Origin of the sequence: Streptomyces sp. VRA16 Mangrove soil (genome assembly GCF_017377775.1) — a bacterium.
In the GTDB taxonomy this organism is placed as follows: Bacteria; Actinomycetota; Actinomycetes; order Streptomycetales; family Streptomycetaceae; genus Streptomyces.
The window spans coordinates 20,487-41,288 of record NZ_JAFVLN010000008.1; the positions used below are offsets into that span (position 1 = coordinate 20,487).

The window sequence follows — 20,802 nt, forward strand, 5'->3', positions numbered from 1 at the left end:
CTACTGGCCCGATCCGAGTGGTCTCGTTCCGGACTAGCGGTCGCGGTTGAAGCGCGTGGTGATCCACAGCAGCAGAAGCAGGATGATGAAGGCGGCGCCGCCCGTCATCAGGGGGCTGATGCTCTCGTGGTTGCCGCCGTGCTCGCCGCCCTCGGAGGCGAGGGTGGCCAGCTGGGCAGCGGTGGCGTGGAGGCTCATCGTCAGCAGGACCTATCCGGTGTGGGATCGGGTGTGATCGGGATAAAGACTTCTGACCCATCGTAAGCGGGGGTACTCCCGCCGCTCACGCCGACTCTGCCGTACGGGCTTCCCGGTCGCTCCGGGTCACCCGGATCAGCCGTACCGGGCGGGTCCTGCCGGATCAGTCGTCGCGGTCGTCGTTCTTGTAGCCGCGCAGCAGGAACCAGGCGAGCAGGACGGCTCCGAGCACACCGACGATCAGCACGATGCGCAACAGATTGCCGGGGCCCTGGTCGGCCGCGACCGCGCTGACGAGGTGATCGCTGATGTTGTGATCCATGACGGTTCGCTCCTTCTGTCTGCTGACCCGTCACGGTATCTCCGCCTAGGGTGGACTCCATCTCGGGGGCACGACCGGACGCGACAGACACCGGACACCACACGACATGGGGGGCCGCATGCCCGACGTACCGAACGAGCACGAGAACGTACCCAGCAGGCAGCGCCGGCGCTTCCCCGGCATCTCCTCGCGGGCGTACGAGCACCCGGCCGACCGCTCGGCGCTGGTGGCGCTGCGCAAGCTCAGCGGGTTCGACACGGTCTTCAAGGCGCTGAGCGGTCTGCTGCCGGAGCGCAGTCTCAGGCTGCTGTTCCTGTCGGACTCGGTGCGGGTCTCCGACGAGCAGTTCGCGCACCTCAACTCGATGCTGCGGGACGCCTGTTACATCCTGGACCTGGAGAAGGTCCCGCCGATGTACGTGAATCAGGACCCGCAGCCGAACGCGATGTGCATCGGTCTGGACGAGCCGATCATCGTCGTCACCACCGGTCTTGTGGAGCTGCTCGACGAGGAGGAGATGCGGGCGGTCGTCGGCCACGAGGTGGGCCACGCGCTCTCCGGGCACTCGGTGTACCGGACGATACTGCTCTTCCTGACCAGCCTGGCGCTGCGCGTGGCGTGGATCCCGCTGGGCAACCTCGCGATCATGGCGATCGTGACGGCGCTGCGCGAGTGGTTCCGCAAGTCCGAACTCTCCGCGGACCGCGCCGGGTTGCTGGTCGGCCAGGACCTGCAGGCCTCCATGCGCGGCCTGATGAAGATCGCGGGCGGCAACCACCTGCACGAGATGAACGTGGACGCGTTCCTCAAGCAGGCCGAGGAGTACGAGGCCGGGGGCGATCTGCGCGACTCGGTCCTGAAGATCCTGAACGTGATGCCGCGTTCGCACCCGTTCACCACGGTGCGCGCCGCCGAGCTGAAGAAGTGGTCCGAGACCCGCGACTTCCAGCGGCTGATGGACGGCCACTACCCGCGCCGCACCGAGGACAAGGACACCTCGGTGACGGACTCGTTCCGTCAGTCGGCCGCGCACTACACGGACCACGTGAAGAGCTCGAAGGACCCGCTGATGAAGCTGGTCAGCGACATCGCGGGCGGCGCGGGTGACCTGGGCGGCCGGGTCCGGCGCGGCTTCGGGGGCTTCGGCGGCGGCAACAACGGCAGCGGCGGGAACTCCGGCGGCGGCAACGACGGCAACCACGGCACCACCGACGACGAGTGACCGCTTCGTGAAGGTCGCTGCCTGAAGGTCGCTTCTTGAAGGTCGCTTCCTGAGAGGTCAGACGGACGGCTGGGCGCTCGGTGCGAGCGCGCCGCACAGCGCGGTCGCACTGCCCGTCGCGTACGGGTCGGTGCCCGCCGGGCCGTCCTGGGTGGCCCGCCGGCCCGCGAGCAGCGGGTGCAGATGGGTGGCGGAGTCGGTGGAGCAGGACAGCGGCCCGGCCTGGAGGTAGGAGACCATCAGCTCGGCCTGGTGGTTGCGCAGGTCGTCGCGGTCGAAGCGGAAGTGCAGCTCGCGGCGGACGGTGAACAGGGACGCCGCGGCGTCCGGCTTGTCGACGGGTCGCAGCGCGTACACGAACGTGTGGTCCGAGGTCACTTCGAGGGTGTCGGCGTCGGTCTCGGCGACGTGCAGGGTGCCGGTGACGCGGATGTGGTCGTCGGCGAGCGCGGCCTCGGCCGGGTCGAAGCGGACCAGCCAGCCGGTGGCGGCGTGCCGGCCGTCGGCGGCCGGTTTGTCGAAGCTCTGGTCGAACTGGTCGAGCTGCTGCGGGTCGACGAGCTGGCGGACCGGCCGCTGTGTCGCTCCCTTGAGCACGTCCGGGTCGAGCGAGGAGTCGACGAGGTAGTCCTTGGCCGTGGTCAGCGCGGTGACGACCTGGCTGTCGGAGAAATGCGCGGTGCGCCTGATCGTGGGCAGTGCGATGCCGTCGGCGGCGATGTGGAACTGGGCGGCGGGGCTGTGCCGGTACAGCTCGGCGGTGGAGTCGGCGCCGGGCACCTTGCCGGACGGCGCGAGGGGTATCACGGTCATCCGCAGCGGTTCGGTGTGCCGGGCGACCTGGGTGGTGCGGTACGGGCTGCGTATGCCCATGTAGATCGCCGTGCCGAAGGCGAGCACGATCATGACGACGAGGATGACGGCCTGCCGGGTCAGTCCGCGGCGCAGCGCGGGCGTGCGGCGCACGGCGGGGGCGTGGTCGGTGATGCGCTCCTGCGCGGAGAACTCCTGGAGCCGGGCAGCCCTGACGAACGATTCGTCGAACACGACGGATCGGTACTCGTCGTCACTTCCTCCGCCACCGCCGGGGCCGCCTTCCGGTGTCCCCTCCGGTGGGTCTGCTGGCCCGCCCATACCTTCAGGGTAGGTCCCCGGGACGTCACGTAAACGCCCTGGTACACGACAACTTCCGACAGCTCGGCGCGCGACGGCTCAGGGAGTACGCGGAACCGCCGAAACCGCAGGCCGTGAGTAGTCGGCGGAGGCGGAGGGACCCGGAAGGCTCTTCTCCAGTTCCGTGGTCGCCGGCGGGGGTACGCGGTCGTCCTGGCGGCCCGCCGATGCGCCGCGGTAGACGGCGGTGAAGGCGAGGGCGACCATGCCGATCCCCATCAGCAGCGCGAGCGCCCAGGCGACGGGCCGACGCCAGCGGACCCGGGCCGCGAAGGCGCCGGGCCTGCCGGGCCGGTCGAGCTCGTCGTCGTACAGGTCGTCGAGTTCGCGGCCGAAGTCGCCGGAGCCGTCGAGGCCGTAGCCGTCCGGGTCCGTGTCGTCGTAGAAGTCGTCGTCGGGTCCGCGGCGTATCCGCGCCCTGCGGGCCTCGGCCTCCTGGGCCTCGGCACGGGCCTGTGCCGCGGCGAGCAGGCGCTCGACCGCGGTGGGCTCATGGACCTTCGCCGCCTGCACGAAGTCCTCGTCGAAGACCACGGAGGCGAACTCTTCGTCCCAGCCCCCGCGGTCCTGGTCGTCGTCGGGCTCCCGGCCGTCCGAAAACGGCGTGCCCCCCACGTCCTCCGGCACCTGTCCAGAGTAGACCTGAGGGGTCATTTTGGGCAGACGGTAAGGGAATTCACCCCACAACCCGGTGATTAACGCGTGTGGCCGTCGCCGGTGACGATGTACTTGGTGCTCGTCAGCTCCGGCAGGCCCATGGGGCCCCTGGCGTGCAGCTTCTGCGTGGAGATGCCGATCTCGGCGCCGAAGCCGAACTGGCCGCCGTCGGTGAACCGGGTCGAGGCGTTCACGGCGACGGTGGTGGAGTCGACGAGCTGGGTGAAGCGGCGGGCGGCCTGCTGGGAGGTGGTGACGATGGCCTCGGTGTGGCCGGAGGACCACAGCCGGATGTGCTCGATGGCCTTGTCCATGTCGTCGACGACGGCGGCCGCGATGTCGTACGAGAGGTACTCGGTCTCCCAGTCCTCGGGCGTGGCCTCGACGACGGTGGCCTTGCTCTGACCGGCGTACGCCATGATCCGCGGGTCGGCGTGGACGGTGACTCCGGCGTCGGCGAGCGCGTCGAGGGCACGCGGCACGAACGCGTCGGCGACGTCCTGGTGGACCAGGAGGGTCTCGGCCGCGTTGCACACGGAGGGCCGCTGGGCCTTGGAGTTGACGAGGATGTCGACGGCCATGTCGAGGTCGGTGTCGGCGTCCACGTAGACGTGGCAGTTGCCGGTGCCGGTCTCGATGACGGGCACGATCGAGTTCTCGACGACGTTCTTGATGAGGGACGCGCCGCCGCGCGGGATGAGGACGTCGACGAGGCCGCGGGCGCGCATCAGCTCGGTCACCGAGTCGCGGGACTCGCCGGGCACCAGCTGGATGGCGTCGGCGGGCAGTCCGGCGCCGCCGACGGCGTCGCGCAGGACGCGCACGAGCGCGGTGTTCGACTCGTACGCGGACGAACTGCCGCGCAGCAGCACGGCGTTGCCGGACTTGAGGCAGAGGGCGGCCGCGTCCACGGTGACGTTGGGCCGGGCCTCGTAGATGATGCCGACGACGCCGAGGGGGACGCGGATCTGGCGCAGGTCGATGCCGTTGGGCAGCGTGTTGCCGCGCACGACCTCGCCGACCGGGTCGGGCAGCGCGATGACGTCGCGCACGTCGGAGGCGATGGCGCGGACCCGCTCGGGGGTCAGGGTGAGCCGGTCGATGATGGCTTCGCTGGTGCCGGCCTCGCGGGCGCGCGCGATGTCCTTGGCGTTGGCCTCGACGATCTCGGCCGTACGGACTTCGAGGGCGTCGGCGATCGCGCCGAGGGCGTCGTCCTTCTCGGCCCGGGTCAGCGGGGCGAGCGCGGTGGCCGCCGCGCGGGCACGGTAGGCGGTCCGGGCGACGGGGGTCATCGAGTCATACGGGTTGAGCGGCAGCGACGTCATGCCTCGCAGCGTAGCCGGGTGCGGGTGGGCGTCCAGATCCCGTTTCGGGGGGTGAGACATGGCCGAAAACGTTTCATTCGTGGAAGGTTCTGTTTCATCGCCGACCAGGCGTGACAGCGGCTGCTTCCGGGCGGCGGCCGGGCGCCTCTAGAAGGGGTGCACGCCGACCGGGGTGGCCGGCAGCGGCCCGTACCCCTCGGCGATCCGCTGGTGGTAGGTCTGCCGGTCGATGACCTCCAGGCCGACGATCTCCCAGGGCGGCAGCTGCGAGGTCTGCCGGTGCTCGCCCCACAGGCGCAGCGCGACGGCCGCGGCGTCGTGCAGGTCGCGGGCCTCTTCCCAGTAGCGGATCTCGGCGTGGTCGACGGCGTAGCGGCTGGTCAGCAGGAAGGGGTGGTCGTGGGCGAGCTGTTCGAGGCCACGGCGGACTTCGGCCAGGGGCGTTTCGGCGCCGGAGACGCTGAGCGTGATGTGCCACAGGCGGGGGCCCTCTTCGGTGGCCCCCGTGGACTCGCCGGTGGCGCCCGCCGTCTCGGAGGCCTCGCCGCCCTGCTCCTCGTACGTGTCCCCCGCGGCGACGCTCGTCAGCGCCCGCTCCGCCGACCCTCGGGCCCCCTTGGACACGGTCCCCGGGCGCGCTCGTCTCACGACGGCCTCCTTTGCGCAATGGTCGTGGTGGTCGTGGTGGTCGTGCGGACCTTCTCCGGGATGGACTCCCCGCAGAAAGATGAACTCCCTGCAGAAAGAGTTGAGCAGGACCGGACGCCCCGTGGGGGCGTTTTGGGGAAGGTCCCCCACGGGTGGCAGGCTTTCGGCCGTTTACACAGGTGGTTTCGAAGGCGGCCGAGGGTGTTTCAAGCCCGGAGGAGGACCAGGTCGTCCCTGTGTACGACTTCCCGTTCGTAGGCCGGGCCGAGGTCGCGGGCGAGCTCCCGTGTTGAACGGCCGATCAGCTGCGGGATCTCCTTGGCGTCGAAGTTGACCAGGCCGCGGGCGACGGCCACGCCGCTCTCGTCACGCAGCTCGACCGGGTCGCCGGCGCTGAATTCACCCTCCACGGCCGCGATCCCGGCGGGCAGCAGCGATTTGCGCCGCTCGACCACGGCCCGTACGGCACCGTCGTCGAGGGTGATCGCGCCCTGCGGGGTCGAGGCGTGCTGGAGCCAGAGCAGGCGGTCGGCGCTGCGCCGCCCGGTGCGGTGGAAGTACGTGCCCGTGTCGCGGGCGGCGAGCGCGTCGGCGGCGTAGGAGGAGGAGGTCAGCACCACCGGGATGCCGGCCGCGGCGGCGATGGAGGCGGCCTCGACCTTGGTGACCATGCCGCCGGTGCCGACGCCCGCCTTCCCGGCGCTGCCGATCTTGACGTGCGCTATGTCGGCGGGGCCGCGCACCTCGGCGATGCGGGAGGTGCCGGGCTTGGAGGGGTCGCCGTCGTAGAGCCCGTCGACGTCGGAGAGGAGCACCAGCAGGTCGGCGTGGACGAGGTGGGCGACGAGGGCGGCGAGCCGGTCGTTGTCGCCGAAGCGGATCTCGTCGGTGGCGACGGTGTCGTTCTCGTTGACGACCGGGAAGGCGCCCATGGCCAGGAGCTGGTCGAGGGTGCGCGAGGCGTTGCGGTGGTGGGCGCGGCGCGCCATGTCGTCGCTGGTGAGCAGGACCTGGCCGACGCGGACGCCGTAGCGGGCGAAGGAGGCGGTGTAGCGGGCGACGAGGAGGCCCTGGCCGACGCTGGCCGCGGCCTGCTGGCGTGCGAGGTCCTTGGGGCGGCGGGTCAGGCCGAGCGGGGCGAGTCCGGCGGCGATGGCGCCGGAGGAGACGAGGACGATCTCCCGCTCTCCCCCGCTGCGGTGCTTGGCGAGTACGTCCACCAAGGCGTCGACGCGGTCCGCGTCCAGGCCCCCCGCTGCGGTGGTGAGCGACGACGATCCGACCTTGACGACGATCCGGCGGGCCTCGGCCACACCCTGCCGCACCGCCTTCTTTGCTGCCCCTGACATGCTCCGCAATCTACGTGACGTGACCGCTCGGACGCGCTGGGGTTTCGAGGGGCGGACGCCCGCCGTCCACCCCTTCCGCACCTTGTGACCTTTGCCCCTATATGCCGTGATTGATCTCACCGAGGATTGCTAGAGCACCGCTGAAAGTCATACGGTCAGTGGTCAGCCTTTTCACCGAGGTGGATCAGCCCCCACCGCATCACCTCGTCCTCCGATCCCTGCCAGGAGCCCAGCCCCGTGCCCTCCGCCGGACTTGCCCCCCGCCGCGTCGTACAGCTCTCCGCGCTGTTCGCGATGTTCGCGCTCTATGTGGCCCAGCTCGTGAGCGCGCTCGTGCCCTACGTTCCCGTGTTCGTGGTGGCGAGCGCCGCCGGTCTCGCCCTCGACACGTATCTGCAGTACCGACAGCCGGGCCTGCTGTCGCTGCTGGGCAAGATCCGCTTCGACGTCACCGTGCGCCAGCTGCTGCGCGACATGCTGATCTTCGTCGGCCTGCTGCGCATCGACGGCATCGACCCGCTGGGCGAGCAGGCCCCGCTGCTGATCATGGTGCTCGCGGTGTACGTGCTGCACTTCGGCTGCCAGGCCGCGGCGGTCATGGTGCGCCGCACGCGCACGCTGCCGATCGTCACGCGCAACATCGACTCCACCCCGCTGCGCCTGTCCGCGGCGCCGCCGCGGCTCCTGGCGCGCCGCTCCAGCCACCGTCTGCTGACCTTCTCGATCCCGGCCACCGTCGGTCTGCTGGTGACGGCCGCGACGACCGACGCCCTGTGGGGCGGCATCGGCATCGGCCTGTCGATCGCGCTGCTCGGCGGCGGCACCGTCTACCTGGCGACCTGGCTGATGCCGAAGAAGCGCCCGCTGAACGACCAGAAGACCATCGAGTGGCTCGACCAGTGGCTGGCCGACTACCAGCCGACCGTGGCGATGTACTTCTCGGGCGGCACCACCTCCGCGTACCAGGCGAACATGTGGCTCTCCACCGTCGCCGAGCTGGACGGCAAGCCGCTGATCGTGCTGCGTGAGCGCTTCATGGTGAACAAGATCGACGCGACCGACGTGCCGATCATCTGCTTCCCGAAGGTCGCCACGATGTTCTCCCTGGAGAACTCGACGCTGAAGATGATGCTGCACCCGGCGAACGCCGCGAAGACCTCGCAGGTGCTGCGCATCCCGACGATCAAGCACGCGTTCATCAACCACGGCGAGTCCGACAAGCTCAGCTCCTGCAACCCGTACGCGAAGGCGTACGACGAGGTGTGGGTGGCGGGCCCCGCGGCCCGCGACCGCTACCAGCTGGCCGACGTCGGCGTCGAGGACAAGGACGTCGTCGAGGTGGGCCGCCCGCAGCTGTCCCCGATCAAGGTCGGCAGCGGCCCCGCCACGAGCGCGTACACGACGGTCCTGTACGCCCCCACCTGGGAGGGCTGGGACGGCAACCCGGGCAACACCTCGGTGATCCTGGCCGGCGAGAACATCGTGCGGCACCTGCTCGCCGACGACCGCGTCCGCCTGATCTACAAGCCGCACCCCATGACCGGTTCGCAGGTCCCCGCCGCGGGCGAGGCCAACCAGCGCATCATGGCGATGATCCGCGAGGCCAACACCCGCCGCTCCGGCGCCCGCCCGGGCCCGGAGGCCGCCGCCGAGCTGACCCGCGCCGCGGCCGCCCTCGACAAGCTGACCTCCACCTCCTTCCGCACCAGCGCGGACGAGATGGAGAAGATGCTGCTCCAGGGCAAGCCGTCGCACGGCCGGGCCGCAGCCGTGGCCGAGGCGACCGCCGCCTGGGAGGAGGCCTACTGGGCGTCCTTCCCGGAGTGGGAGCACCTGATCGTCACCGAGGCCCGCCCGGCGATCTTCACCTGCTTCAACCAGGCCGACGTGCTGATCTCGGACGTCTCCTCGGTCGTCTCCGACTGGCTGAGCAGCGAGAAGCCGTACGCCGTCGCCAACACCTCGGGCCTGTCCGAGGCGGACTTCCGCACCGGCTTCCCGACGGTGAGCGCCGCGACGATCCTGACGCCCGGGGCGAAGGGCGTGCCTGCCCTTCTCGCGGCCGTTCGCGGCGAGAAGGACGACGAGTACGCCGAGGCCCGTCTGGAGCTCAAGGAGCACCTCCTGGGCCCCTCCGACCCGCCCTCCATCGACCGCTTCAACGCCGCGGTGCGCGCCCTGTCCGCCGAGGCCGACGAGCGCCGGGTCCGGATGGCCGCCCGCGGCGAGACGGAGATCCCGGCGCAGCGCGAGGACTCCGTCGAGGAGCAGATCGCCGAGGCCGTCGAAGGGGACGCGAACGAGTCCGCGGAGGCGACGGACGCCGAGGACACCGTCACCGCGTGACCGAACACGCTCAAGGGCCCGGAAGTGATCTTCCGGGCCCTTTGCCATAGGCTCCGCGATCTGCACCGGCCTCCGCAGTGGCCGGTGATGTCTCGGGAGGATCCCCCCATGGCTCACATACCCCCTCTGCACCACTCCCCTCTCAGCCGCCGCGGCCTGTTCAAGGCGGGCGGCGGGCTCGGGATCGCCGCGCTCGGTCTGGGGCTCGGTGCGGCGCCCGCGTCGGCCTCGGTGCCGTCGTCCAAGCGGTTCGACCTGACGCAGCCCTCGTACGACCTGTTCCGCTCCAGGACATTGCACGACTCGACGGTCCAGCAGGGCTTCGCCTTCGACAACGTCAACCGGCGGCTGTTCGTCGCCCAGCGCGTCGACGGCGCGTCCGAGACCGGCGGCGACCTGTGCATCACGCAGCTCGACTTCGACGGCAACTACGTCGGCTACATGCATCTGCTCGGCTTCGGCCACGGCGTCTCGTTCGGCGCGCAGGGCGTGGGCTCGGACACGTACCTGTGGACCGAGGTCGAGGCGAACTCCAACGGCTACGGCACCCGGCTGGCCCGCTTCAAGTTCACCAACGGGCAGACGCTCGGCACCACCTCGTCGCTGCTGTCGAAGTACGCGCCGGTCTCCACGGCGAACGAGTACACCTGCGCCGTCGACCCGGTCAACAACCGTCTGATCGTCCGCTACAACGTCAGCGGCGACGGCAAGCACATCGCGGTCTACGACCTGGCCAAGGCGAGCAACGGCGACTTCTCCGGCACGCTTGCCGACTTCAAGCAGCCCTCGCTCGCCACCAAGTCGGCGACGTTCCAGGGGTACACGGCCTACGGCCAGTACCTGTACGTGATGACGGGCGACTCGTACGACGTCACGAACGGCGTGGTCAACTCCGAGGTGACCAGCATCAACATGAACACCGGCGCGGTCGCCCAGGGTCCGGTGATCACGAACGCGGGCTCGACGCTGTCCTTCCGCGAGCCGGAGGGCCTGGCGATCTACCAGACGGTCGACGGCGAGGTCCGGCTGTTCCTGGGCTTCGCGTCGGGCGTCGCGGGTGACCGCCGCTCCAACCTGTTCTACAAGAACGTGCTGGTCTGAGCAGCGCCCCCGGAACACGGACAGGGCCGCACCCCGGCGGGGGTGCGGCCCTGTCCGTGTTTCAGGGGGCGCTGTGCCTAGAACGGGTTGAAGTCCTCGAACTCCTGCTGCGCCTCGTCCCGCTCCGCCTGCCGGTCGCGGCGGCGCTGGGCGGCCGGGCGCGGCGCTTCCAGACGGTGGTCCTCGCCGCGGCGGCCGAGCATCTCGGCACCGGCCATCATGGTCGGCTCCCAGTCGAAGACGACCGCGTTCTCCTCGGGGCCGATGGCGACGCCGTCGCCGTTGCGGGCGCCCGCCTTCATCAGCTGGTCCTCGACGCCGAGGCGGTTGAGGCGGTCGGCCAGGTAGCCCACGGCCTCGTCGTTGTTGAAGTCGGTCTGGCGCACCCAGCGCTCCGGCTTCTCGCCGCGGACGCGGAACAGCGGCTCGCCGTCGACCTCTTCACGGGTGACGGTGAAGCCGGCGTCGTCGACGGCCTTCGGGCGGATGACGACGCGGGTCGACTCCTCCTTGGGCTGGGCCGCGCGGTGCGCGGAGACCAGCTCGGCGAGGGCGAAGGAGAGCTCCTTGAGGCCCTTGTGGGCGACGGCGGAGACCTCGAAGACCTGGTAGCCGCGCTCCTCCAGGTCGGGCCTGACCATGTCGGCGAGGTCCTGGCCGTCGGGGATGTCGATCTTGTTGAGGACGACGAGCCGCGGCCGGTTCTCCAGGCCCGCCCCGTACTCCTTCAGCTCCGCCTCGATGACGTCCAGGTCGGAGACCGGGTCGCGGTCCGACTCCAGGGTCGCCGTGTCGAGGACGTGCACGAGCACGCTGCACCGCTCCACGTGCCGCAGGAACTCGAGGCCGAGACCCTTGCCCTGGCTGGCGCCCGGGATCAGGCCCGGGACGTCGGCGATGGTGTAGACGGTGGCGCCCGCGGTGACCACGCCCAGGTTCGGGACGAGCGTCGTGAACGGGTAGTCGGCGATCTTCGGCTTGGCCGCGGAGAGCACCGAGATCAGCGAGGACTTGCCGGCGCTCGGGTAGCCGACCAGCGCCACGTCGGCGACGGTCTTCAGCTCCAGGACGACATCGCGCTCGTCGCCCGGGACGCCGAGCAGCGCGAAGCCGGGGGCCTTGCGGCGGGCCGACGCGAGCGCCGCGTTGCCGAGGCCGCCGCGGCCGCCCTGGCCCGCGATGAAGGTGGTGCCCTGGCCGACCAGGTCGGCGAGGACGTTGCCGTCCTTGTCGAGGACGACGGTGCCGTCCGGCACGGGCAGGATCAGGTCCTGACCGTCCTTGCCGGAGCGGTTGTCACCGGCACCGGGCTGGCCGTTGGTGGCCTTGCGGTGCGGCGAGTGGTGGTAGTCGAGGAGCGTCGTGACGTCCTGGTCGACGACCAGGATCACATCGCCGCCACGGCCGCCGTTGCCACCGTCCGGGCCGCCGAGCGGCTTGAACTTCTCACGGTGGACGGAGGCACAGCCGTGGCCTCCGCTACCCGCGGCGACGTGCAGTTCGACGCGGTCCACGAAGGTGGTCATGGTTCAGTGCCTCCAGATAGAGCCAGGTACAGCGGTACGTGAGCTACGCCAGCTACGTACAGGAATGTCTTTACTTCAACACGCGAAAGGCGGACCCGCTTCCCCGAAAGGAAGTGAGGTCCGCCTCGCGAAAAACTACCGGTCAGGCTGCCTTTCAGGCGGCGACCGGAACGATGTTCACGACCTTGCGGCCACGGTGGGTACCGAACTCCACCGCACCGGCGTCGAGCGCGAACAGCGTGTCGTCCTTGCCACGACCCACGCCGTTGCCCGGGTGGAAGTGGGTGCCACGCTGGCGGACCAGGATCTCACCGGCGTTGACGACCTGACCGCCGAAGCGCTTCACGCCGAGCCGCTGAGCATTGGAATCGCGACCGTTCCGAGTGGACGATGCGCCCTTCTTGTGTGCCATGTCTCAGTCCCTACCCTTACTTCGCAGCCGCGGGGATCTCAGTGACCTTGATCGCCGTGTACTGCTGGCGGTGGCCCTGACGACGGCGGTAGCCGGTCTTGTTCTTGTAGCGCAGGATGTCGATCTTCGCGCCCTTGTGGTGGTCCACGACCTCGGCCTGGACCTTGATGCCGGCCAGGACCCACGGGTCGCTGGTCACGGACTCGCCGTCGACAACGAGCAGCGTAGAGAGCTCTACGGTGTCGCCAACCTTGGCGGTGGAAATCTTGTCAACCTCAACGATGTCGCCGACAGCAACCTTGTGCTGGCGACCACCGCTGCGCACGATGGCGTACACGCGGATCTCTCTTTCGCTCGGAACGGAACCCCCGCAGTCCAGCCGCACGAGGCGGCCTCTCCGGGTTCTCACGGACTGACGTCACGGAGATCCCGGAGGAAGAAGGTTTACGGGAGTGAGGCGCGTCGATGGACACGCCGACGGTCAAGGTTACGGGTCACCCCTGAGAAGGGTCAAACCGGCCCCGCCCCGCCCGGCTCAGGTCGTCTTGGGCTCACCGTCCTGCGGGAGCGTGTTGACGCCCTTGCACAGGTTGGTGTTGTCGTTCGTCCCGGGGTACGCCACGTTCCACACCTGGTTGAAGTGCGTGACGTACGTGTTGTGCACCGAGTCGTCGTCGATCTTGACGTACGCCTCGTCGTTCTCGCGCAGCGCCGGGTTCGAGGCGTTCTGCGAGCCGGTGAACGTGATCTTGTTCAGGGAGCCGTCGTACGCGCCGTCGATCAGCACGTACTTGGTGTGGATGATGAACGGCGTGCCGAGCTTGGTGCCGGGGTTCAGCGGGTCCCGGTCGTCGTTGTAGCAGCGGCGCGGCGGGGCGCCGGTGGAGTGCATCGACGTCCAGGTGCCGCTGTCGGACGTCGCGTACTCGATGGAGACCGTGCAGCCGGCCTTCTTCAGCGCGACCAGCTTGTCCGCGATGGCCTGCCGGGTGATCTGGAAGATCGCGGCCCGGACGATCGTGTGCTTCGTCGCGCCCGCGGAGTCCTTGTACGTGCAGGACACGTTGTTGAGCACCGAGTACAGGGTGTCCGTGGAGTTCGTGGTGCCGGCGCGCGGATAGAAGTACGCCTTGTAGTGGCCGTTGCTGACCGTGCGGTAGTCCCAGTCCCCCCACTGCTTCGCCGCCATGTCGTCGAAGTAGTCCGCGTACGCGTTGTAGAGAACCGGGTTGTTCGGCAGCTGGAGCGCGTCGTTGAAGAAGCGGGTGCTGGCCGACGGCGTCGAGTTCGCCGTGGTCTGCACGACGACGTTCGTGGCGCCCTGGACCGCCGAGAACAGCCAGAACTTGTTGTGCATGATCGACTTGCCGAACTTGGGGTCGCCCAGGCAGGACTTGTCGGTCGGGCACAGCGTCACGTAGGACGAGGCGGCCGTGTTGGTGCCGAACGCCGCCGCCAGCTGGCCGTAGATCGGGTTGGTGGGGCGGTCCTTGACGCTGGACGAGTCGAGGATGATCTTGATGTTGACCCCGCGGCTCTTGGCCCGGATCAGGGCGTCCGCGATGGTCTGCTCCCACACGTGGTAGACCGCGACCTTGATGGTCGAGCCGGGCAGCGCCGCGTCCGTGAGGGCCACGAGCCGGGTGCGGATCGCGTACTGCTGCTCCGTCGTGCCCAGCGGGTTGTTGAAGATGGGCCCCTCGGTCCAGGTCGGCGTGTCGGCGGCGGACGCGACATCCGCGGAGATCCCCGCCTGCACTCCTGCCGCCGAGAGCACGGTGGCCAGCGCCACCGCCTGCCGAGCACCCTTGACCGGCTTCACGGCCCGGTGCTTGCCCGTGCCTCTGAGACGCGCGTGCGCCATCTCCATCCCCTCCCGTGGCACAGCCGCGGCCGTCTCCCCAACGGCCACCTGTGCTTTGCATTCACTTGTACTGATCCTTGAGTTTTACAGGTTGTTCCCGGCGCTCCAAGAGGCGGGGGCCGGATTACGCGCAATCCGGCACCTCAGGTGCCTCCCGGGCCGTGCCACACCCCGTGTCTCACCCGTACATCTCTCTCAGCGCACACGACGGCGCCCCTGTCACACCTCGGTGGTGGTGACAGGGGCGCCGTCGGTGCTGCTCGGGCCTTACTCGGCCGCGGCCGTGACGGCCGGCTGAGACTGCTGCTCGGCCGCCGCGGTCTTCTTCGCGGCCGTCTTCTTGGCGGCGGTCTTGGTGGCCGCCTTCTTGGCCGTCGTCTTCTTCGCGGCCGTCTTCTTGGCCGCGGTCTTCTTGGTGGCCGCCTTCTTCGCCGTCGCCTTCTTGGCCGTCTTACGGGCCGTCTTCTTGGCGGCGGGCGCCTCCTCGGCCTCATCGGCCTTCGGAGCCTCGGGCGCCTCGTCCGTGGCCGACGGGACGACCACGACGGCCGTCTCCTCGGACGCGGTCGGGGCGGTGGCCTTGCGGACCGCACGACGACGCGGGCGGGCCGGGGCCGCGGCCTCCTCCGCCGCCGGCTGAGCCTCGGCGGCCTCGGGCTCCTCGGCCTTCGGCTCCTCCGCCTTGGGCTCCGGCTCCACGACGGTCACCGCGGCGGCCTCGTCGGAGGACGCCTTCGGCGCACCGGCGGGCGCGGTGGCCTTCCGGGTGGCACGGCGGCGCGTCCGGGGCGCGGGGGCCTCGGCCGGCTGCTCCTGCACGGGCTCGGCCACCGGGGCGGCCTCGACCTCGACCTCGACGGCCGTCGGCTCCTCGGCCTCGACCGGCTTCGCGGCCCGGCCCGCCTTCTCGGCCTTGTCCGTCGTCCCGGTCTGCTCGGCCTTGTCAGCCTTCGGCGCACCGGCCGGGGCCGACGCGCGGCGCGTGGCACGGCGACGCGAGCGACCGCGGCCCGCCGCGGCCTCCGCCTCTGCGGGGCTGGAGTACAGCTCCTCCTCCGGCTTGAAGTCCGGCTCCGGGAGCGCCACCGGGGTGGCCAGCTCGGCGGCGACCTCGGCCTCGGTCTCGACGGTGTCCGCCGACTCCGGGGCCGTCTCGACGGCCTCGTGCTCGTGCAACTCGTGCTGGTGGTCCTGGTGGTCCGCCCCGCTGCCGCCGCGGCCGCGCTTCTTGCGCTTGCCGCCGCCACCGCCGGAGGAGGAGGCCTGCTCCATGTGCACGATGACACCGCGGCCGTTGCAGTGGACGCAGGTCTCGGAGAAGGACTCCAGCAGGCCCTGGCCCACCCGCTTACGGGTCATCTGGACCAGGCCGAGCGAGGTGACCTCGGCGACCTGGTGCTTCGTACGGTCACGGCCCAGGCACTCCAGGAGGCGCCGCAGCACGAGGTCGCGGTTGGACTCCAGGACCATGTCGATGAAGTCGATGACGACGATGCCGCCCAGGTCGCGCAGCCGCAGCTGGCGCACGATCTCCTCGGCCGCTTCGAGGTTGTTCCTCGTCACGGTCTCTTCGAGGTTGCCGCCCTGGCCGGTGAACTTACCGGTGTTGACGTCGACGACGATCATGGCTTCGGTCTTGTCGATCACCAGGGAGCCGCCGGAGGGCAGCCACACCTTGCGGTCGAGCGCCTTGGCGAGCTGCTCGTCGATCCGGTACGTCGCGAAGACGTCGACCTCGGACGTCCACTTGGACAGCCGGTCCGACAGGTCGGGCGCCACGTGGTTGACGTAGCCGTGGATGGTCTCCCACGCCTCGTCACCGCTGACGATGACCTTGGAGAAGTCCTCGTTGAAGATGTCGCGCACGACGCGGACGGTCATGTCCGGCTCGCCGTACAGCAGGCTCGGCGACGACGTCGAGATCTGCTTGGACTTCTTCTGGATGTCTTCCCACTGGGCCTGCAGACGCTCGACGTCGCGGCGCAGCTCGTCCTCGCTCGCGCCCTCGGCGGCGGTGCGCACGATGACGCCCGCGTCCTCGGGAACGATCTTCTTGAGGATGGTCTTCAGACGCGCGCGCTCGGTGTCGGGCAGCTTGCGGCTGATGCCGGTCATCGAGCCCTCGGGCACGTAGACCAGGTAGCGGCCGGGCAGCGAGACCTGGCTGGTCAGGCGGGCGCCCTTGTGGCCGATCGGGTCCTTGGTGACCTGGACCAGGACGGACTGGCCGGACTTCAGGGCGGACTCGATGCGGCGCGGCCCGTTGGCCATGCCGAGCGCCTCGAAGTTGACCTCACCGGCGTACAGCACCGCGTTGCGGCCCTTGCCGATGTCGATGAAGGCGGCCTCCATCGACGGCAGCACGTTCTGGACCTTGCCCAGGTACACGTTGCCGACGTACGAGGTCGACTGCTCCTTGTTGACGTAGTGCTCGACGAGGATGTTGTCCTCGAGCACGCCGATCTGGGTGCGGTCGCCGTTCTGCCGGACGACCATCACGCGCTCGACGGCCTCGCGGCGCGCCAGGAACTCGGCCTCGGTGATGATCGGGACGCGGCGGCGCCCCTGCTCACGGCCTTCGCGGCGACGCTGCTTCTTGGCCTCCAGACGCGTGGAGCCCTTGATGGACTGCACCTCGTCGGACGGCTTGTCGTCCTTGGCCTTGCGGGGCTCGCGGACCTTGACGACCGTGCGCTCCGGGTCGTCCGAGGACGGCTCGGCGTCGGCGGCCGAGTCACCGGCGCGACGGCGGCGACGGCGACGGCGACGGCTGCTGCTCGAACCGCCGGAGCCGGACTCGGCGTGCGCCTCGTCGTCGTCATCGGCGTGCTCGTCGTCGGCCTCGGCCTCGGCGTCGTGCTCGGCGTCCTCGTCGGAGGCGTCCGCGTCGGCATCGGCGTCGGCGGAGTCACCGCGGCGACGGCGACGGCCACCGCGACGGCGACGGCGGGCCGGGCGGTCGCCCTGCTCGTCGTGGTCGTCGTGGTCGTCCTGGGCCTCCGGCTCGTCGGCCTCCGTGTCGGCGGCCTCCTGCTCGGCGGCGGGCTCGGGCGCGACGACGGGCTCCGGCGCGGCCACGGGCTCGGCGGCGGAGCGCTCGTCGCCGGCGCGGCGACGGCGGCGACGGCGCGGCGTCTGCTCCTCCTCGACGACGTCGGCGACGGTGACGACCGCGGCCGACGGCTCCTCGACGCGCGCTTCCTCGGCCTCGGCGGCGGCAGCCGCGGCGGCGCGCTCCGGGGTCTGGAACATCGGCTCGGTGAAGACCGGCGCCTGGAACACGGCGACGGACGGGCGCTTCGGGCGACCGCCCTCCTCGGCGTCCGAGGCGTCCTTCTTCGTACGGCGCGGCTGCTTCGGCTCGGAGAAACCACCGGCGGCCTTGCGGGTGGCGCGGCGACGGGTGCGGCGCGGGGCCTCCTCCTCGGCGGCCTCGACCTGCTGCTCCTCGGCGGCGGGCTCGGCGACCGGCTCGGCGACCGGCTCGGCGGCGACGGCCTTCGGGGCCTCCTGGGCCTCGGCGGCCTGGGCCTCCGGCGCGGCGACGGCACGGGTGGCGCGGCGGCGGCTACGGCGCGGCGCGGCGTCCTCGGCCGGGGCCTCCTCGGCGACCGGCTCGGCGGCCTGCGGCTCCGCGACGGCCTGCGGCTCATCGGCGGCCGAGGCCTCGGCGGGCGTCTCGGCGGTCGGCGCGGACACGCTGCGCGTGGCACGACGGCGACGGCGCGGCGCGGGCGCCTCCTCGGCGGCCTGCGGCTCCTCCACGGCCTTCGGCTCTTCCGCGGCCGGGGCCTCGGCGGGCGTCTCGGCGGTCGGCGCGGACACGCTGCGCGTGGCACGGCGACGACGGCGCGGCGCGGGCTCGGCCGGGGCCTCCTCGGCGACCGGCTCGGCGGCCTGCGGCTCCTCGACGGCCTGCGGCTCATCGGCGGGCGCGGCCTCGGCCTGCGCGGGCGCACCGGCGGGCGCGGAGGCGCGTCGGGTGGCACGGCGGCGCGGGCGCGCGGCGGGCGCGGCCTCCTGCGTCTCCTGTGCCGGAGAAGTCTCGGGGGTGGCGGCCTCGGCCGCCTCTTCTGCGGTGTCGAGCTCGTCCTCGGCGTCCGCGGCAGCGGCCGGTATGGCCGGCGCGGTGTCCTCGGCGGCCTTCGACGCGCCGGTGACCGGCGGGCCCGCGGGGCGCGACGCGGCCCGGCGCCGGCGGCGCGGGGGCAGCGTGTCGCTGGGGCTGTCCAGCTCGGGGTTGTTCTGTTCGGTCGGCTCGGGCATGCGGGTGGATCTCCCGTCAGGCCCCCGGGCGCCGCGCCTCATCCATGACCGGTGACGTCCGCGGCTCCTGCTAGATGTCACTAGCGGTACCGCCGGTCCGGGGCGCGTGCGCCGCACGGGGGCTCTTCTGTCTGTTCTCGCCGGTTCCGGTACGCGATGTACGTACGGCCTGGCGAAAGTCCTTGGGTGGGTGCGCTGCCCGACCCAGGTGGCTCCCGAGTCCGAGGGCGGCGCGACGACGACCGTCCTTACGCGGAACCTTCCACGGCGGGCACCTTCGCGGCGGCAGAACCCGCGGCCTCCGTTTGTGGGGCGGCCTGGACTGCCTCGCGGTCGGGCGCGAGCGGGTCGGACACCGTGCCGATCTCTTCATCGAAAGGCCCCTGCGCCAGCCTGGTCACCGCTGCGGGGACCGGCGGCGCCAGGTCGGCCACGGCGCGGAGACCGGACAGGACGTCGTCGGGTCGAACGGCAGGCGTCACGTGCCGAACAACCAGGCGCAGTATCGCACAGGCCCTGTCGCCCGGCCTATCAGCCGGAACATCCGGGGTCTGTGCCGCTTCGTGCGCCTCCAGGGAGACCACGGCCTCGCGGGCGTCGAACGTCCGCATGCCGCTCTTGGTGCGGCGCTGGACCTCGACCGTCTCGGCGGCGCGGAACACGTCCGCGGCGCGCGCGGCCTCCTCGACCGTCACACCGTCGAGCCGGAGCTCCCACACGGAGGCGGTGAGCCGGTCGGCCAGGCCCGAGGTGCGGGCCTCGACGGCGTCGACGATGTCGAGGCCGTGCGGCATCGACTCGTCGAGCAGGGCACGGAGCTTCTCGGGGTCGCGCTGCGCGGTGAGCGCGATCTCCAGGTACTCGGCCTCACTGCCCGTGCCGGTGGGTGCGGCATTGGCGTACGACACCTTCGGGTGCGGCGTGAATCCCGCCGAGTACGCCATGGGCACCTCGGCGCGGCGCAGCGCACGCTCGAAAGCGCGCTGGAAGTCACGGTGGCTGGTGAACCGGAGGCGGCCGCGCTTGGTGTAACGCAGTCGGATGCGCTGCACCGCGGGTGCGGGCGGCGGGCCTACGGGCTGTCGCTTGCCCAGTGTCCTAATCCTTCGTGAAATGCGTGAACGCGGTGTTCGTGAGTGAGGTCGTACTGCTACCAAGAGTACGTCCCTGCGCGGCCTCCGGTTCCCGCACCTCCCTGACCTGCGGTTCAGGCGCCTTGTCGGAACCGAACAGAGCGCGCCGCACATCGGCGCGCGCCTGCCGGACACTGGCGCGGGCCGCCGCGAGCGCCTGCCGCACCCCGCGCCCGGCCTCCCGCAGCGCTCCCGCGGCGGGCCGCCACACCAGATCGCGCACGGCGTGTCCGACCGGGGTCAGCACGCTGCGGTACACCCACCGGACCGGCTCCACGAAGACCCACCGCAGCAGCGTGCCGAGGAACCGGCCGACGGCCAGCGACACGTACCCGGCCACGCGCCAGGCGACGGCGAGCGCGTCCACCGTCTCCCGGGCGACGAACGCGACCGCCCGCCCGACGGGCACGAGCACCCAGCGCCACAGCGCGAGCGCGGGCAGCACGAAGAGCCACCGGACGAGGGCCGCGACGCCGTGGCCGAGCGGGGTGAGCAGATACGCGTACGTCCATGCCGCGACCGGCACGGCCACGTACCGCCACAGCGCCGCCCACGGCCACACGAACACCGCCATGGCCAGCCACCGCAGGCAGAGCCCGATCCCCGTGACCAGCCAGGCGATCGCGTGCCCGACCGGGGTGAGGACGGACGCGTACAGCCACACCGCCGGAACGACGCACAGCACCCGCGCCAGCTGTCCGAGCGCGCGCCCCACGGCGGCGGCGCCGGCCGCCAACTGCCGCCCCAGCCAGGCCAGTCCACGCCCCATGGGCACCAGTACGTGCCGCCACAGCGCGACCCACGGCCACACGAACAACGCCATGCCCAGCCGGCTCAATCCGGTGCCGAGTGCGCGGCCGAGCGGCGCGAGCACGCGCGCGTACAGCCACACCGCGGGGACGACCACCCACACCCGTCCCAGCCGGGCGAGTCCGCGGCCGAGGGGCAGCAGGACGTACCGGCCCAGCATCACGAACGGCCACACGAAGACGCCGTACAGCGCCCGGCCGATGACGCGGCCGAGCGGCACGAGCGCCTTCTCGCAGAGGAAGCGGCCGCCCGTGACGAGCGCGTCCCACACCAGTCGCACCGGCACGACCACGACGAGCGCGACGATCCGCACCGGCATGCGGACCGCCGCCACCAGGCAGCCCTCGGGGGCGGGAGCGGGTCGGGGCTGCTTCTCCAGGTCCATGCAGTGTCAGACGCTGAACAGTGCCTTCCGGATCCGGATCGGACGCCGGTGCTTCACAAAGA

General features: G+C 71.0%; 17 protein-coding genes. 3 read left to right on the forward strand and 14 right to left on the reverse strand.

Translation table 11 applies throughout. The features are described 5' to 3' along the window. Positions 1 to 33 precede the first annotated feature (33 nt). A complete protein-coding gene (locus J3486_RS22115; RefSeq protein ID WP_181512755.1) occupies positions 34 to 198 on the reverse strand; it encodes a hypothetical protein in 165 nt (54 codons plus the stop codon). A 163-nt stretch (positions 199 to 361) separates the two neighbouring features. Beyond that, on the reverse strand, positions 362 to 520 hold the full coding sequence (locus tag J3486_RS22120; RefSeq protein WP_207822868.1) for a hypothetical protein: 159 nt from the start codon (positions 518 to 520) through the stop codon (positions 362 to 364). 118 nt (positions 521 to 638) lie between these two features. Between J3486_RS22120 and J3486_RS22125 the strand changes: the two genes are divergently transcribed. Continuing rightward, the gene (locus J3486_RS22125) at positions 639 to 1,742 is read left to right on the forward strand and encodes a M48 family metallopeptidase (RefSeq protein ID WP_207822870.1); all 1,104 of its coding nucleotides are present in this window, start codon (positions 639 to 641) and stop codon (positions 1,740 to 1,742) included. A 57-nt stretch (positions 1,743 to 1,799) separates the two neighbouring features. On the opposite strand, the gene J3486_RS22130 is transcribed toward J3486_RS22125, so the two are convergent. The 5 genes from J3486_RS22130 to proB all read right to left on the reverse strand — a co-directional run bounded on the left by J3486_RS22130 (position 1,800) and on the right by proB (position 6,861). After that, entirely contained in the window at positions 1,800 to 2,876 is a 1,077-nt protein-coding gene (locus J3486_RS22130; protein ID WP_207822873.1) for a hypothetical protein, read from the reverse strand. Positions 2,877 to 2,954: 78 nt separating this feature from the next. Continuing rightward, a complete protein-coding gene (locus J3486_RS22135) occupies positions 2,955 to 3,569 on the reverse strand; it encodes a hypothetical protein (RefSeq protein WP_207822876.1) in 615 nt (204 codons plus the stop codon). Positions 3,570 to 3,610: 41 nt separating this feature from the next. Further along, complete coding sequence (locus J3486_RS22140; protein WP_207822879.1) at positions 3,611 to 4,900, reverse strand: glutamate-5-semialdehyde dehydrogenase; 1,290 nt, start codon at positions 4,898 to 4,900, stop codon at positions 3,611 to 3,613. A gap of 147 nt (positions 4,901 to 5,047) precedes the next feature. Continuing rightward, positions 5,048 to 5,548: a hypothetical protein gene (locus J3486_RS22145; RefSeq protein ID WP_207822882.1), complete on the reverse strand. Its 501-nt coding sequence runs from the start codon at positions 5,546 to 5,548 to the stop codon at positions 5,048 to 5,050. A gap of 206 nt (positions 5,549 to 5,754) precedes the next feature. Further along, entirely contained in the window at positions 5,755 to 6,861 is a 1,107-nt protein-coding gene (gene proB / locus J3486_RS22150) for a glutamate 5-kinase (protein WP_207823547.1), read from the reverse strand. Between the two features lie 273 nt (positions 6,862 to 7,134). Between proB and J3486_RS22155 the strand changes: the two genes are divergently transcribed. After that, on the forward strand, positions 7,135 to 9,243 hold the full coding sequence (locus J3486_RS22155; RefSeq protein WP_207822885.1) for a hypothetical protein: 2,109 nt from the start codon (positions 7,135 to 7,137) through the stop codon (positions 9,241 to 9,243). Between the two features lie 108 nt (positions 9,244 to 9,351). Further along, positions 9,352 to 10,344, forward strand: coding sequence for a teichoic acid biosynthesis protein C (locus J3486_RS22160; RefSeq protein ID WP_207822887.1), 993 nt, complete (start codon positions 9,352 to 9,354; stop codon positions 10,342 to 10,344). A 77-nt stretch (positions 10,345 to 10,421) separates the two neighbouring features. Here the strand turns inward: J3486_RS22160 and obgE are convergent, their stop codons facing one another. The 7 genes from obgE to J3486_RS22195 form a co-directional block, all read right to left on the reverse strand. After that, entirely contained in the window at positions 10,422 to 11,870 is a 1,449-nt protein-coding gene (gene obgE / locus J3486_RS22165) for a GTPase ObgE (RefSeq protein WP_207822889.1), read from the reverse strand. Positions 11,871 to 12,024: 154 nt separating this feature from the next. Next, a complete protein-coding gene (gene rpmA / locus J3486_RS22170; RefSeq protein WP_207822891.1) occupies positions 12,025 to 12,282 on the reverse strand; it encodes a 50S ribosomal protein L27 in 258 nt (85 codons plus the stop codon). A 16-nt stretch (positions 12,283 to 12,298) separates the two neighbouring features. Beyond that, entirely contained in the window at positions 12,299 to 12,619 is a 321-nt protein-coding gene (rplU, locus tag J3486_RS22175) for a 50S ribosomal protein L21 (RefSeq protein WP_166630448.1), read from the reverse strand. Between the two features lie 198 nt (positions 12,620 to 12,817). Then, on the reverse strand, positions 12,818 to 14,146 hold the full coding sequence (locus J3486_RS22180; RefSeq protein ID WP_207822893.1) for a phospholipase D-like domain-containing protein: 1,329 nt from the start codon (positions 14,144 to 14,146) through the stop codon (positions 12,818 to 12,820). A 267-nt stretch (positions 14,147 to 14,413) separates the two neighbouring features. Then, a complete protein-coding gene (locus J3486_RS22185) occupies positions 14,414 to 18,412 on the reverse strand; it encodes an Rne/Rng family ribonuclease (RefSeq protein WP_207822895.1) in 3,999 nt (1,332 codons plus the stop codon). Between the two features lie 248 nt (positions 18,413 to 18,660). After that, on the reverse strand, positions 18,661 to 19,464 hold the full coding sequence (locus J3486_RS22190) for a TIGR03936 family radical SAM-associated protein (RefSeq protein ID WP_207822897.1): 804 nt from the start codon (positions 19,462 to 19,464) through the stop codon (positions 18,661 to 18,663). 46 nt (positions 19,465 to 19,510) lie between these two features. Beyond that, the gene (locus J3486_RS22195) at positions 19,511 to 20,740 is read right to left on the reverse strand and encodes a hypothetical protein (protein ID WP_207822899.1); all 1,230 of its coding nucleotides are present in this window, start codon (positions 20,738 to 20,740) and stop codon (positions 19,511 to 19,513) included. Positions 20,741 to 20,802: the final 62 nt, after the last annotated feature.